At 70.6% G+C, this 13860-nt stretch carries 11 protein-coding genes and 2 riboswitches; of the genes, 4 read left to right on the top strand and 7 right to left on the bottom strand.

The genetic code is table 11. From position 1 onward, the window contains the following. Positions 1 to 2: 2 nt before the first annotated feature. From ABD197_RS10895 to ABD197_RS10870, 6 genes are read right to left on the bottom strand one after another with little or no spacing between them, the layout of a single operon-like run. Complete coding sequence (locus ABD197_RS10895; protein ID WP_344054415.1) at positions 3 to 974, bottom strand: glycosyltransferase family 2 protein; 972 nt, start codon at positions 972 to 974, stop codon at positions 3 to 5. Then, a complete protein-coding gene (locus ABD197_RS10890; protein ID WP_344055840.1) occupies positions 971 to 2116 on the bottom strand; it encodes a cysteine desulfurase family protein in 1146 nt (381 codons plus the stop codon). The genes ABD197_RS10895 and ABD197_RS10890 overlap by 4 nt, the downstream gene beginning before the upstream one ends. A gap of 2 nt (positions 2117 to 2118) precedes the next feature. Beyond that, positions 2119 to 2970: a carboxylating nicotinate-nucleotide diphosphorylase gene (nadC, locus tag ABD197_RS10885; RefSeq protein ID WP_344054413.1), complete on the bottom strand. Its 852-nt coding sequence runs from the start codon at positions 2968 to 2970 to the stop codon at positions 2119 to 2121. Next, complete coding sequence (gene nadB / locus ABD197_RS10880; RefSeq protein ID WP_344054411.1) at positions 2970 to 4640, bottom strand: L-aspartate oxidase; 1671 nt, start codon at positions 4638 to 4640, stop codon at positions 2970 to 2972. Before nadB ends, nadC begins: the two co-directional genes overlap by 1 nt. Continuing rightward, on the bottom strand, positions 4637 to 5971 hold the full coding sequence (nadA, locus tag ABD197_RS10875) for a quinolinate synthase NadA (RefSeq protein ID WP_344054409.1): 1335 nt from the start codon (positions 5969 to 5971) through the stop codon (positions 4637 to 4639). Before nadA ends, nadB begins: the two co-directional genes overlap by 4 nt. 27 nt (positions 5972 to 5998) lie before the next feature. Continuing rightward, positions 5999 to 6730: an NUDIX hydrolase gene (locus ABD197_RS10870; RefSeq protein ID WP_344054407.1), complete on the bottom strand. Its 732-nt coding sequence runs from the start codon at positions 6728 to 6730 to the stop codon at positions 5999 to 6001. 132 nt (positions 6731 to 6862) lie between these two features. Between ABD197_RS10870 and ABD197_RS10865 the strand changes: the two genes are divergently transcribed. The 4 genes from ABD197_RS10865 (at position 6863) to gcvP (ending at position 12767) form a co-directional block, all read left to right on the top strand. Next, positions 6863 to 8038, top strand: coding sequence for a MarP family serine protease (locus tag ABD197_RS10865; RefSeq protein ID WP_344054405.1), 1176 nt, complete (start codon positions 6863 to 6865; stop codon positions 8036 to 8038). 68 nt (positions 8039 to 8106) lie between these two features. Continuing rightward, positions 8107 to 8203, top strand: a riboswitch (glycine riboswitch). Then, positions 8204 to 8311, top strand: a riboswitch (glycine riboswitch). Positions 8312 to 8356: 45 nt separating this feature from the next. Next, positions 8357 to 9466 carry a glycine cleavage system aminomethyltransferase GcvT gene (gcvT, locus tag ABD197_RS10860; protein WP_344054403.1) on the top strand — a complete coding sequence of 370 codons (1110 nt, stop codon included), beginning with the start codon at positions 8357 to 8359 and terminating at the stop codon, positions 9464 to 9466. Continuing rightward, on the top strand, positions 9463 to 9846 hold the full coding sequence (gene gcvH, locus ABD197_RS10855) for a glycine cleavage system protein GcvH (protein WP_344054401.1): 384 nt from the start codon (positions 9463 to 9465) through the stop codon (positions 9844 to 9846). The genes gcvT and gcvH overlap by 4 nt, the downstream gene beginning before the upstream one ends. A gap of 80 nt (positions 9847 to 9926) precedes the next feature. Next, positions 9927 to 12767: an aminomethyl-transferring glycine dehydrogenase gene (gcvP, locus tag ABD197_RS10850; protein WP_425561036.1), complete on the top strand. Its 2841-nt coding sequence runs from the start codon at positions 9927 to 9929 to the stop codon at positions 12765 to 12767. Between the two features lie 101 nt (positions 12768 to 12868). Here gcvP and ABD197_RS10845 read toward each other — a convergent pair whose 3' ends face one another. After that, the gene (locus tag ABD197_RS10845; RefSeq protein WP_344054397.1) at positions 12869 to 13852 is read right to left on the bottom strand and encodes a hypothetical protein; all 984 of its coding nucleotides are present in this window, start codon (positions 13850 to 13852) and stop codon (positions 12869 to 12871) included. Positions 13853 to 13860: the final 8 nt, after the last annotated feature.

Genomic DNA, 13860 nt, shown 5'->3' with positions numbered 1-13860 from the left:
CCTCACCAGAGGCGGGCGGCGGAGACGGCGGCGTTCGCCGCGTCGTCCAGGCCCGATGTGGACGCGGCGCCCCGATCCCAGATCTCCCGGGTGAACGCCCCGAGCGTGCGACGGTACGCGGGATCGGGGTGCGCGCGCGCGAGTTCGACGAGGCGCGGGATGTCCATCCGCAGGATCTGCCCGACGCGGGCACGCGCGGCGCGCGGGTGCCCGGTGTCCTCCAGGACGCGGAGGCCGGCATCCATCGCGTCCAGGCAATCGCGCAGCACGTCGAGCTGCGCCTCCCGTTGGGTGATCGAGGACCCGTCCGGACGCACCCGCCAGTGCACGAGGACGTCAGGGATCGTGTCGAAGCGTCGCGCCCGAGCGTACATCTGCTGCGCCACGAGCTGATCCTCGTAGAGCCTGCCCTCGGGGAAGCGCAGGTGAGCGCGGTGCCAGAACTCGGTCCGGCTGATCTTCGACCACGCCACGACGTTGGCCGTCGCCTCGGGGTGGTCTTCGATCGTGGTGGCCAGGCGCTCGGGTGCCGTCGCGGCTGCGACCCAAGGCTGAACGGGACCGGGCGTATAACCTCCGTGGCCATCAGGGCGCAGGCGCACGTACGCGCCGAGCGCGAAATCGCTGCCGGTCCGCTCCAGGACACCGAGGAGCCGCTCGAGCGCGGAGGGGATCAGCACGTCGTCGGCGTCGAGGAACCCGAGGTACGGCGTCTGTACGAGGTCGAGAGCGCGGTTGCGGGCCGCGCCGAGACCCCCGCGTGCGGGCGCGCGGACGACGCGGAAACGCGGATCCTGCGCGGCGGCGCGGTCGAAGATGTCCGCGGTGGCATCCGAGGAGGCGTCATCGACGAGGATCGCCGACCAGTCCGCGCGGGTCTGCGCCCGGAGCGAGTCCAGTGCGGCGTCAGCGTAGTCCGCGACGTCGAAACCCGGGACGATGACCGTGACCGCCGGCCCGGTGGAAGTGCTCACGCGCCCGATTGTACGGCGGCGACCGAGGCCTGGACGGCCCGCGTCAGCTCGCCGGGGTCGACCCGGGTGTCGTGCCCGAACGTGAAGCGGACGGCGGTCTGGGCGAGCTCGGCGGGAATGCCCATCGCGACGAGCACGTGCGAGGGTTCGTCGCTTCCGGCCGCACACGCCGATCCGCTGGAAGAGACCACGCCCCGCCGCTCGAGCTCGAGAAGCACGGCCTCACCGCTCGTCCTGGCGAACGTGAAACTCGCGGTCCCGGGAAGCCGGTGCACCCGGTCGCCCGTCAGGGTCGCCGTCGTGACGCCGGCGAGAACGCCGCCGATGAACGCGTCCCGCACACCGCTCACGCGAAGAGCGGATGCCGCCCGGTCGGCTTCGGCCAGTTCCAACGCGGTGGCAAGGCCCACGGCCCCGGCGACGTTCTCGGTTCCGCTGCGCCGGCCGCGCTCCTGCCCGCCGCCGTGCAGGACCGGCTCGATCGGGATGCGGCCGCGGACGGCGAGGAGACCCATTCCCTTCGGGGCTCCGAGCTTGTGCCCGGCGAGCGAGATCGCGTCGACGCCGAGCGCCGCGGCATCCAGCGGCAGCCACCCCGCGGCCTGCACCGCATCGATGTGCACGGGGACGCCCCGCGCGTGCGCGGCGGCAGCGATCGCCGCGACGTCCTGGACGGTGCCCACCTCGTTGTTCGCGTACCCCACGCTCACCAATGCGGTGTCCTCCCGGAGCGCGGCCGCGACATCGCCGGGGTCGATCCGCGCATCACCGTCCACCGGCAGACGGCTGACGGAGAAGCCGTGGATGCGCGCGAGATAGTCGACCGACTCGAGGATCGACTCGTGCTCGATCGCACTCGTGATGACGTGGCTCGCTCCGCGGCGGGCGTGCGCGGCGATCGCGATCCCCTTGACGGCCAGGTTGTTCGCCTCGGTGCCGCCCGAGGTGAAGACGATGTCACCCGCCCGCATTCCCAGGATGCGCGCGACCCGGGCGCGGGCGTCGGCCAGAGCGCCCGCGGCCGCCTCACCGACCGTGTGGTGGCTCGAGGGGTTCCCGTACCAGCGGGTCAGGAACGGCATCATCGCCTCGAGCACCTCCGGCCGCACCGGGGTGGTGGCCGCGTTGTCGAGGTACAGCATGCTCACGAGAGGCGAACGTCCAGCGCGAGGTCGAGGGCGCGCGCGGAATGCGTGAGTGCACCGACGGAGATGACGTCCACGCCGGTCTCCGCGATCGCGCGCACGGTCTCCAGGGACACGCCGCCGGAGGCCTCCACGATGACCCTGCCGCCGATCTGCTCGACGCCGCGGCGCAGATCCTCGAGCGAGAAGTTGTCGAGCATGATCGTGCCCACGCCCGCGGCGAGCACGGGCTCGATCTGATCGAGGCGATCGACCTCCACCTCGACGTGCGTCGTGTGCGGCAGGCGCGCGATCGCACCCTGCAGCGCGGCGGTGACGGACATCCCGGTCCGGGTCAGGACGGCGAGGTGGTTGTCCTTCGCCATGACCGCGTCCGAGAGCGAGTAGCGGTGGTTGTGACCGCCGCCCGAGCGGACGGCGTGACGCTCGAAGGCCCGGAGTCCCGGTGTGGTCTTGCGGGTGTCGGCGATGCGCGCGCCGGTGTGGGCGACCTGAGCGACGTAGCTCGCCGTCAGCGTGGCGATGCCCGTCATGCGCTGCGCGAAGTTCAGTCCGACGCGCTCGGCGGTCAGCACTCCGCGTGACGGTCCGGTGACCACCGCGAGGACCGCACCGCGCTCGAACTCCGCGCCGTCCGCGATCGCGAGGTCCACCTGGATGGCCGGGTCGGTCAACGCGAACGCAGCGGCGAAGACCTCTCCGCCGCTGAAGACGCCGCGCTCCCGCGCGACGAGCTCGGCGACCGCGGTGGAGGCCTCCGGGATGAGCATCTCGCTCGTGATGTCGCCCCAGGGGGCGTCCTCCTCCAGGGCGGCGGAGACGGTGCGCTCGATCGTGGCGCGCGTGAGCATCAGCGGACCGCCTCGGTGGGCGCGGCAGAACTCCACGCATCGGGCGTGATGTCGGCCCCGATCGCGGCCGACGCGGCCGCATCCGACCGATTCCGTGGAGTTTCGTCAGGCTCCGCGCCGTCACGACGGAAGTGCGCGCCGACGGAGGCGGTGCGCGTCGCCGCTGCGGCGACGAGGTGCTGGGCGACCAGCAGCAGGTTCTCGTCCTCGAACTCGGCTTCGGCGGCGGGCGTCCGCTCCGTCGCGCGCCATGCCGCGAGGATCCTTGCCGCGCGGGCGAGGCCTTCGGCGTCCCGCACGAGTCCGGCGTCCTCCCACATGAGCCGCTGCAGGGCGGCCCGCGAGAACGGCGGGGCGTCCGCGGCAGGCGTCGCCTCGATCGGGTCGACCGGCGCGACCTGCAGAGCAGGCCACGCTCCGGATGCCGCATCCGCGGCGATCGCATCGCCCGCCCGGGCACCGAACACGGCCCCCTCCAGCAATGAGTTCGAGGCGAGGCGGTTCGCGCCGTGCACGCCCGTGCGCGCCACTTCGCCGACCGCGTAGAGCCCCGCGACGCTCGTGCGTCCGTCGAGGTCGGTCACGACCCCGCCCATCAGGTAGTGCGCCGCGGGCGTCACCGGTATCGGCTGCCGCGCCCAGTCGAGTCCGCGTTCGCGCACGGCCGCGTCGATCGTGGGGAACCGGCGCGCGAGGAATGCCGCCGTCTCCTCCGGAGTAGGTCGCAGATGAGTCGCATCCAGCAGCACGGGGCGCCCGTCCTGACGCTCCATCTGTCGTGCGATCGCGCGGGCGACGACGTCCCGAGGAGCGAGCTCACCGTCGGGGTGGGCATCGAATGCGAACCGGCGGCCCGATTCGTCGATCAGTGTCGCTCCTTCGCCGCGGACGGCTTCAGAGACCAGGAAGGACTCGCCGAGAGCGGAGCCACCACCCTCGAGCACCGTCGGGTGGAACTGGAAGAACTCGAGGTCGGCGACGGCAGCCCCAGCGCGCAGCGCGGCGGCGATCCCGTCGCCGGTCGCGACCGGCGGGTTCGTGGTGTGCGCGTACAGCTCGCCCGCGCCGCCGGTGGCGAGGACGACGGCATCCGCGTGGATGCTCTCGCGGACCCCGCGCACGACGGATCGATCGGTCGACGCCGGCACATCGCCGACGAGCAGCTCCACGCCCGCCACGCGTCCGTCGGAGACGATGAGATCGATCAGGAAGGCATGCTCGATCACCCGCACCTCGCTCGCGCGCAGGCGCGCCACGAGCGCCTTCTCGATCGCCGTGCCGGTCGCATCCCCGCCGGAGTGCAGGATGCGCGGGTACGAATGCGCCGCCTCCAGACCCTTCACGAACGCGCCGTCCTCGCCGCGGTCGAACGCGACGCCGATGTCGATGAGCTCGCGGATGCGGGCGGGACCCTCGTCGACGAGGACGCGGACAGCCTCGGGATCGCTCAGTCCGGCCCCCGCGGTGAGCGTGTCGCGGATGTGGTCCTCGGCGCGGTCGTCGTCGAACATGACCCCCGCGATGCCGCCCTGCGCGTACCTGGTGTTGGCGTGCTCCAGGACGTCCTTCGTGACCAGGGTCACCTGCACGCCGTGCTGGACGGCGTGCAGGGCCACCGTGAGCCCGGCGATGCCGGAGCCCACCACGACCGCGTGCAGCGGCCCGCTCACGACGCGTTCTCCCACGCGGCGGCGGGCGCGGCCGGAGGCTTGGCGGCCAGCATCCGCTCGAGCGCGACCCGCGCGGGGTCGGCGACGTCCTGCGGCACGGTGATGCGGTTGCGCACCTCCCCGGCGACGAGCCCTTCGAGCACCCAGGCGAGGTACCCGGGGTGGATGCGGTACATCGTCGAGCACGGGCAGACCACGGGGTCCAGGCAGAAGATCGTGTGCTGCGGATTCGCGGCGGCGAGACGCTGCACGAGGTTCACCTCGGTGCCGATCGCGAACGTCGTCGGCTCGGATGCCGCTTCGATCGCGCGGCGGATGTAGTCGGTGGAGCCGGACTCGTCGGCGGCGTCGACGACGGCCATCGGGCATTCCGGATGCACGATCACCCGCACGCCCGGGTGCGCCGCGCGGGCGGTGTCGATCTGATCCACGGTGAAGCGCCGGTGCACCGAGCAGAACCCGTGCCACAGGATCACGCGCGCGTCCTCGATCTCCGCCTCCGTGGCTCCGCCGAGCGGCTTGCGCGGGTTCCACATCGGCATGTGCTCCAGAGGCACTCCCATCGCCTTGGCGGTGTTCCGGCCGAGATGCTGGTCGGGGAAGAAGAGCACGCGGCGCCCGCGGGCGAACGCCCACTCCAGAACCGTCTGGGCGTTGGAGGACGTGCACACGATTCCGCCGTGGCGACCGACGAAGCCCTTGATCGCGGCCGAGGAGTTCATGTACGTCACCGGGATGACCGGAACGAGTCCGTCGGCGTCAGGGGCATCCATATCGCCGTAGATCTCGGCCAGCTGCTCCCAGCACTCCTCCACCTGGTCGATGTCCGCCATGTCCGCCATCGAGCAGCCGGCGGCCAGGTTCGGCAGGATCACGGACTGCTCCGGGCGCGAGAGGAGGTCTGCGGTCTCGGCCATGAAGTGCACGCCGCAGAACACGATGGCCTCGGCATCCGGGTGTTCGAGTGCCGCATTCGCGAGCTGGAAGGAGTCTCCGACGTAGTCCGCATGCCGGATGACCTCCTCGCGCTGATAGAAGTGCCCGAGGATCACGACGCGGTCGCCGAGGATCGTCTTCGCGGCGATGATGCGCGCATCGAGCTCTTCCGGGCTCGCCTCGCGGTACGACGCCGGAAGCTCACCCTGCCGTGGCGCGCCCACCGGGATCACGTCGCCCATCGACGACCCCGGGCCGTAACCGGGGCGCGCGTCGAACGTCCAGGGTCCGGCGGCGAGGTCCGTGTTGCAGGTCTCGGCCGTGGAGGCTCCGGCGACGATCGCCTGGATCTCGTGGTCGACCGACGGGTCCACGGGAGGGAGGGTGAGGGACATGGCGGACTCGATTCGATCTGGGCGGGTTCAGGGGCGGGCGATGAGGGGGCCGCGGTCGGCGAGCTCGACGTCCTGGTTGTAGCGGTACAGCCGAGCCGGTCGGTGGCTGCCCGTGCGGAAGCGGTCGGTCGGGATCAGGGTCTCGGAGTTGTCGACCTGACGGCGGAAGTTCGCCGGGTCCAGTCGGCGGCCGAGGATGGACTCGTACACCTCGCGGAGCTCCGCGAGCGTGAACTCGTCCGGTAGGAGGCCGTGCGCGATCCGGCTGTATCCCGCCTTGTTGCGCAGGCGCCACAGCGCGTAGTCGACGATCTCGGTGTGGTCGAACGCGAGCGGGGGCAGGTGCGCGGCATCCACCCAGGTCACGTTCTCGGCGTCGTACGCGGGGACGGCCTCGTGCGAGGGGATCTCGTCGGGACGCACCAGCGCCCAATAGACGATTGAGATCACGCGCGTGGGGGAGCGGTCGACCGCGCCGAACGCGTAGAGCTGCTCGAGGTAGCTGGGGGCGATGCCGGTCGTCTCGGCGAGCGTCCGTGCGGCGGCGTCGTCCAGGCTCTCGTCCTGGTCGAGCCATCCACCCGGGAGGGCCCACAGGCCCTCGTAAGGATCACGCGTGCGCCGAACGAGCGGGAGGGCGATGACGGGATTCTCCTGTGCGGGATCGCGGCGGAGCGTGAAGATCACGGTCGACACGGCGACACGCGTCACGTCGCTGCTCTGCTCGGACGGCGCAGCGAGGACGACTGTTCGTGTCATGGTGACCATTACCTCCGGATGCGATCTTAGTGTCACTCTGACTCGAAGGGCAAATGGCGCGTCTTCGGCTCGCGCATAGCCGCCGCCCGTACGCTGAACCACCGGTGTGCGCGGATCACGGGAGGGGGAGGGATGCTGATCATCGACATCATCGCGATCGCCCTGCTGATCGTCGCTCTCGTGATCGGGCTGCAGCGCGGAATGTTCGCGAGCCTCGGCACCCTCATCGGCCTCGTGCTCGGCGGGCTCGCGGCGTATTGGCTCGCCCCGATCGTGAACGACGTCTGGCCGTGGCCGGACACGCGCGTCGTGGCCGTCGTCGCTCTCGTGATCCTGCTCGTCGTGGGTCTCTCCTTCGCGGGTGGCCTTGCGGGTGGCGCGATCCGCCGGGGCGTGGACCGCAGCGCGCCGCTGCGCGTGATCGACCGCATCCTCGGCGGAGCCCTCTCGGTCGTCGCGGCGGCCCTGGCCCTGACGATGGTGAGTGCGAGCATCGGAGGGACGGGGACACCAGGCGTCACCTCCGCGCTCGCGTCGTCCCAAGTGCTCCGCACGATCGAGGACCTCACGCCGCGCCCCGTCGCCGAGGCGCTCGCGCAGGCGCGCTCGGCCGTCGTGGACGACGCGCTGCCGATGCTCGGCGAACTGCTGGACCTGGATGTCCAGCCGACGGCCCCTCCGGTCGCGCTGGACGACCCCGTTCTCGCCGAAGCGGCGCAGTCCGTCGCGCGGGTCTCGGGTGTCGCTGCGGCGTGCGGCATGAGTGCGACCGGCTCCGGCTTCGCGGTGACTCCCGACCGCATCGTGACGAACGCCCATGTCGTGGCGGGGATGAGCACGGCTCTCGTCGAGCTGCCGGGCCGCACGGCGCTCGAGGGACGCATCGTCTACTTCGATCCGATCGACGACCTCGCCGTCGTCGCCGTCGACGGACTGGATGCGCGACCCCTCCCGGTCGTGACGCCGCTCGGACCCGGCACGGCCGCCGTCGTGCAGGGGTACCCCTGGGGTGGCCCCTTCGAAGCGGGAAACGCCGAGGTGCTCTCCAGCGGCGCGGTCCTCGTGCCCGACATCTACCGCGATTCGCAGGCACTGCGCGAGATCTACGGCCTCGCCGCCGAGATCGTCCCGGGCAACTCGGGTGGACCGCTGCTGACCGCGGCCGGCGAGGTGGCCGGCGTGGTGTTCGCCCGTGCGGAGAACGATCCGGAGCGCGGCTACGCGATGACCACGACCGAGCTGCAGCCGGTGCTCGCCGGTGCAGAGGGCTGGACGGACGCCGTCTCCACGGGGCGCTGCACGAGCTGAGGCCGCAACCCCCGCGTGTCGGAGGGGGCTCGGGCGCTATGCTGACAGGGCAAGTCAATACCGGCCACACAACCCGGGCGGGAGAGCCTCGACAGATCCTTGTCGGGCACCGAAGGAGCAAGCCTCCCCGCCAATCTCTCAGGTCACGCGTACCGTCCTGGTTCGGCCACTCTGGAAAGCGATCCTCGCGGATCCGCCGACGGTGAAAGTCCCGCATCCGTTCGTCTTCGGATGCCGCGATGAAACTCTCAGGCCCATGACAGAGGGGGAGTTCACAGGTGCCGTCCGGCGCCTGCCCGCCTGCGACCGGGGGAACTCATGACCCAGCCTCGATACACCGTCCTGCGTGAACGACACGAGAGCCTCGGTGCGTCGTTCACCGACTTCGGCGGGTGGGCCATGCCGGTCCGCTACAGCTCGGATCTCGCCGAGCACCACGCGGTGCGGACCGCGGCGGGCCTTTTCGACATCTCGCACATGGCCGAGTTCTTCGTCGACGGACCTGCGGCGGGCGAGTATCTCGATTACGCGCTCGCCGGCCGCCTCTCGACGATGCCCGTCGGCAAAGCGAAGTACTCCCTCGTCCTCGAACCGGGCGGCGGCATCATCGACGACGTGATCGTCTACCGTCTCGCGGAGGATCGCTTCCTGGTCGTGGCGAATGCCGGCAACCGCGAGCCGGTCGCGACCGCCCTCGCCGAGCGCGCGGCGGGCCGTGATGTGCGCGTGGACGACCAGACCGACGCCTACGCACTCATCGCGGTGCAGGGCCCGAACGCCCGAGCCGTGCTCGACGAGGTCGCGGTGACCGAGCTCGCGCATCCGCTCGATGAGCTGAAGTACTACGCGGCGGTCACGGCGACGTTCGAGGGCGCCCCGATGCTGATCGCGCGGACCGGCTACACCGGTGAGGACGGCTACGAACTGCTGATCCCGAACGATCGCGCGGAGCGGCTGTGGGACGCCCTGCTGAGGGTGGGCGCGGCGCACGGTCTGGTTCCTGCCGGTCTCGCCGCGCGCGACACCCTCCGGCTGGAGGCCGGGATGCCCCTGTACGGTCACGAGCTGTCGCGCGACATCGTGCCCGCGCAAGCCGGCCTCGGCCGTGCCGTCGCGCTCGACAAAGAGGACTTCGTCGGCGCCGCCGGCCTCGGTGTCGTCGTGGTTCCCGACGCACCGGTGCTCGTGGGCCTCGTCTCGGAGGGCAAGCGAGCGGGACGCGCGGGCTATGCCGTCACGGATGCCGACGCTCCGGTCGGCGAGATCACGAGCGGGGCGCTCAGCCCGACGCTCGGCCACCCGATCGCGATGGCATTCGTCCCGCAGTCCGTGAGCACCCCCGGTACGCAGCTGTTCATCGACGTGCGCGGGACGCGGATCCCGGCGACCGTCACCACCCTGCCCTTCTACAAGAGGAACGCATCATGACCGATCTCAACGCACTGAAGTACACCGCCGAGCACGAGTGGATCGCACTGGACGGCGACGTCGCGACCGTCGGCATCACGGACTACGCCGCCGACAAACTCGGCGATGTCGTCTTCGTCGAGCTCCCCGGGGTCGACACCGGTGTGTCCGCCGGTCAGGTCGTCGGAGAGATCGAGTCCACGAAGTCGGTCGGTGAGCTCTATGCGCCGCTGACCGGCGACGTCGTCGCCGTGAACGACGCGGCGGTGGACGACCCGTCGCTGGTCAACAGCGACCCTTTCGGTGAGGGCTGGCTCGTGAAGATCCGCGTCGACGCCTCGGCCCCGGCGGAACTGCTCGACCGCGAAGCCTACGTCGCGCTCACGGGCGGGCAGGAGTGAGCACCGCCCTCGACGCGCCCGGTCGCCCCGGCGACTTCGTCCGGCGTCACATCGGGACGGATGCCGCGGCGCAGGCACTCATGCTGAACGCGGTGGGGTACGACAGTGTCGACGCCCTCGTGCAGACCGCGGTGCCGGCATCCATCCACGTGCACCCCCGATCCACGAGCTCGATCCCGGCCGCCGCCACCGAAGCGGAGGCGCTCGCAGAGCTGCGCGAACTCGCCGCGCAGAACCGGGTCGCACGACCCATGATCGGGCTCGGCTACTACGACACGTTCACGCCGTCCGTGATCGCACGCAACGTCCTGGAGAATCCGTCCTGGTACACCGCGTACACGCCGTACCAGCCGGAGATCTCGCAGGGACGCCTGGAAGCGCTCATCAACTTCCAGACGATGGTGACCGACCTCACCGGTCTCGCGACGGCGAACGCATCGATGCTCGACGAGTCGACGGCGGTCGTGGAGGGCATGCTCGTGGCCCGGCGGGCCTCGAAGTCGGCATCGGACGTCTTCCTGGTCGACGCCGACGCGCTCCCGCAGACCAAGGCGCTCCTGCAGCACCGGGCGGAGGCGGTCGGGATCAGCATCCGGTTCCACGCGTTCGAGCAGTCCGCCGTCCCGGCTGATCTCGACGTCTTCGGCGCGTTCATCCAGTACCCGGGCGCGAGTGGGCGCGTGTGGGACCCGTCCGAGACCGTTGCGGCCGTCAAGACGCAGGGTGGCCTGGTCGTGATGGCCGCCGACCTGCTCGCCCTCACGCTCCTTCGCTCGCCCGGTGCCCTCGGCGCCGACGTCGCCGTCGGAACCACCCAGCGTTTCGGCGTCCCTCTCGGATTCGGCGGCCCGCACGCCGGCTACATGGCCGTGCGCACCGGGCTCGAGCGTCAGCTGCCGGGACGCCTCGTCGGGGTCTCGCAGGACGCGGCTGGACACCCCGCGTATCGTCTGTCGCTGCAGACGCGCGAGCAGCACATCCGCCGCGAGAAGGCGACGTCCAACATCTGCACCGCTCAAGTGCTGCTGGCCGTCATGGCGGCGATGTACGCCGTCTACCACGGCCCTGACGGGCTGCGCGCGATCGCGACCGATGTGGCGCAGAAGGCGGAGGCGCTCGCCGAGCGGCTGCGCTCGTACGGGCTGACGCTCGAATCCGATTCGTTCTTCGACACGCTGCGCGTGCACGTGCCGGGGTCAGCCCGCCGCGTGATCGAGCGCGCGCGCGAACGCGGATACCAGCTGTTCTGGGCGGACGACGCGACAGTCGGGGTCTCGGTGGACGAGACCACGAGCGCCGCAGACCTCGCCGCGGTGGCGTGGGCCTTCGGTCTTCCCGAGGCGGAGTTCGTCGGCGGCGGAGAGCAGGGCGACCGCGCGGTCCCGTGGGAAGCGGCATCCGCTCTCGCAGGCGTGTCCGCGGAGCTCATCCGTCGCGAGGACTACCTCACTCACCCGGTGTTCAACGTGCACCGCAGTGAGACGGCGATGATGCGCTACCTCAAGCAGCTGGCCGACCGCGACTACGCGCTGGATCGCGGCATGATCCCGCTCGGCTCGTGCACCATGAAGCTGAATGCGGCCACGGAGATGGCGGCCGTTTCGTGGCCGGAGTTCTCCCGCGTGCACCCTTTCGCTCCGGAGGCGGACGTGCGCGGGTACCTCGCGATGATCGAGCAGCTCGAGTCGTGGCTCGCGGAGGTCACGGGGTACGACGCGGTGTCGCTGCAGCCCAATGCGGGCTCCCAGGGAGAGCTCGCGGGGCTCCTCGCGATCCGCGGCTACCACCGGGCGAACGGCGACGTCGACCGCACGGTGTGCCTGATCCCGTCCTCCGCGCACGGCACGAACGCCGCCTCGGCGGTGCTGGCCGGCATGCAGGTGGTCGTGGTCGCGTGCGACGATGCGGGCAACGTCGATCTGGATGATCTCGGCGCGAAGATAGCGCTGCACGCGGATCGGCTCGCGGCGCTCATGATCACGTACCCGTCCACGCACGGCGTCTACGAGCACGAGGTGCTGGAGATCACCCAGGCCGTCCACGATGCCGGCGGGCAGGTCTACGTCGACGGCGCGAACCTGAATGCGCTGCTCGGCTTCGCGCGCTTCGGCGACCTCGGGGGCGACGTGTCGCACCTGAACCTGCACAAGACGTTCGCGATCCCGCACGGCGGCGGTGGGCCCGGTGTCGGACCGGTGGCCGCGAAGGCTCACCTCGCGCCGTATCTGCCCGGGCACCCGTTCTCGCAGCGCGCCGAGCACAGCGGGGGGCACGTGTTCGACGGTGGAGCGGTCTCGGGTGCGCCGCACGGATCGGCCGGCATCCTGCCGATCTCGTGGGCGTACGTGCGCATGATGGGATCACAGGGACTCCGCGACGCGACGGCGGCGGCTGTTCTCGCGGCGAACTACATCGCCGTGCGGCTCAAGGACCACTACCCGGTGCTGTACACCGGCGAAGGCGGTCTCGTCGCGCACGAGTGCATCCTCGACCTGCGGCCCCTGAAGGAGGAGACCGGCGTCTCGGTCGACGATGTCGCCAAGCGCCTGATCGACTACGGCTTCCACGCTCCGACCATGTCGTTCCCGGTCGCCGGAACCCTCATGGTCGAGCCGACGGAGTCCGAGGACCTCGGCGAGATCGAACGCTTCATCGAGGCGATGATCGCGATCCGCGCCGAGGCTCAGGCGGTCGCTGCCGGTGAATGGCCGGCATCCGACAACCCGCTCGTGAACGCGCCCCACACCGCGTCGTCGGTCATCGAGGGGGAGTGGACGCACCCGTACTCGCGCGAGCTCGCCGTGTACCCGGTGCACACGCTCGTGCGCACGAAGTACTGGCCGCCGGTGCGACGCATCGATCAGGCGTACGGCGACCGCAACCTGGTGTGCGCGTGCCCGCCGATCGAGGCGTTCGCCTGACCCGCGTCTCCCTTCGCTGAGACGACAACTGCACGTCGAAACTGTGGGTTCAGCCCATGGTTTCGACGTGCAGTTGTCGTTTCACGGTGAGGGCGGGGCGATCATCGGAGTGAGCGCGCGTCGAGGAGGGCGGTGAGGGAGTGCAGCTCCTGCGACGATTCCGGCCGACGCTGCGGCAAGCCGGCGCGCCGAAGGATGCTACGGAGCGGATCGACCCTGATGGCATCCGACCACCCCCAGTGGACGATGCGGCTCGCATGGCAGAGCAGGCGTCGATCCCGTTCCTTCTCCTTGCGGATCGCCTCAGCACCCGGCTGGAGACGGCCGTCGTATTTCAGCTCGCCGTCTGCCTCGCCGATGACACGCGCATGCTCCCACCACATGTCCGAGCGGTCGAGGAAGTCGCCCGTGCGGAATTCCCGTTGCAGGACCGGCTCGTCGAAACCGAGCCATTCGATGACGCCGCGGCTGATCGACTCCAGCGTCGTCTCAGCTGATGGCGATGCTCGGTGCAGCGGCCAGCGTGCGAGCCGCCTACCGCGCTTGCTGAGACGGCTCTCGTTCGTGGCGACGAGGACTTCGACGGATGCCGTCGGGTCTAGCCGAAGTGTCGCATCGGCGACAGACAGAGCGACGGCGGGATGGCGTGAACGGGCGATGTCGACGGTCGTGTCGATCAGCGACGTCACGAGCAGACCTCCGATCCGGACGATGTTGCGGTCCTGCGCCGTGGTGTGATGCCGTAATCCGCCCGAGAGCCGCGCATTCGCGTTCGGAAGGTCGAGGACATGCACGTCGCGGGGGTGCCCGAAAATCGGCGCACCCAGGAGCGCGGCGGCGGACTCGAGACAGAAGACCGCGTCCGGGTGGGTCATCGCCGTCGCATGCACCCGCGCTCGGTACTTCTCCCACGGTGGAAGCGCCGACCATGCCGAAGCGGGGGTCAGCACCCCGCGACGTACGCGGACGAGGCGACCATCAGCCACTTCGCGGTCAGCGTGGGCGACCGCGGCCGAGCGGATGAGCGGGATCGGAGAAGGAGCGAGCACGGGGTGGCCGGCATCCGCTTCGAGTGTGAGGACCATCCCCGCAC

It is taken from the genome of Microbacterium lacus, assembly GCF_039531105.1.
GTDB lineage: Bacteria > Actinomycetota > Actinomycetes > Actinomycetales > Microbacteriaceae > Microbacterium > Microbacterium lacus.
The sequence above is the reverse complement of the archived record's forward strand: the minus strand, read 5'-3'. Positions and strand labels throughout refer to the sequence as shown.

Excerpts from the sequence above, each read along its gene's own strand:
- gcvT (WP_344054403.1), top strand. The coding sequence starts at position 8,357 with ATGACCCAGCCTCGATACACCGTCCTGCGTGAACGACACGAGAGCCTC.
- nadA (WP_344054409.1), bottom strand. The coding sequence starts at position 5,971 with ATGTCCCTCACCCTCCCTCCCGTGGACCCGTCGGTCGACCACGAGATC.
- gcvH (WP_344054401.1), top strand. The coding sequence starts at position 9,463 with ATGACCGATCTCAACGCACTGAAGTACACCGCCGAGCACGAGTGGATC.
- ABD197_RS10890 (WP_344055840.1), bottom strand. The coding sequence starts at position 2,116 with ATGCTGTACCTCGACAACGCGGCCACCACCCCGGTGCGGCCGGAGGTG.
- nadC (WP_344054413.1), bottom strand. The coding sequence starts at position 2,970 with ATGCTCACGCGCGCCACGATCGAGCGCACCGTCTCCGCCGCCCTGGAG.
- ABD197_RS10865 (WP_344054405.1), top strand. The coding sequence starts at position 6,863 with ATGCTGATCATCGACATCATCGCGATCGCCCTGCTGATCGTCGCTCTC.
- ABD197_RS10870 (WP_344054407.1), bottom strand. The coding sequence starts at position 6,730 with ATGACACGAACAGTCGTCCTCGCTGCGCCGTCCGAGCAGAGCAGCGAC.
- gcvP (WP_425561036.1), top strand. The coding sequence starts at position 9,927 with ATGCTGAACGCGGTGGGGTACGACAGTGTCGACGCCCTCGTGCAGACC.
- ABD197_RS10845 (WP_344054397.1), bottom strand. The coding sequence starts at position 13,852 with ATGGTCCTCACACTCGAAGCGGATGCCGGCCACCCCGTGCTCGCTCCT.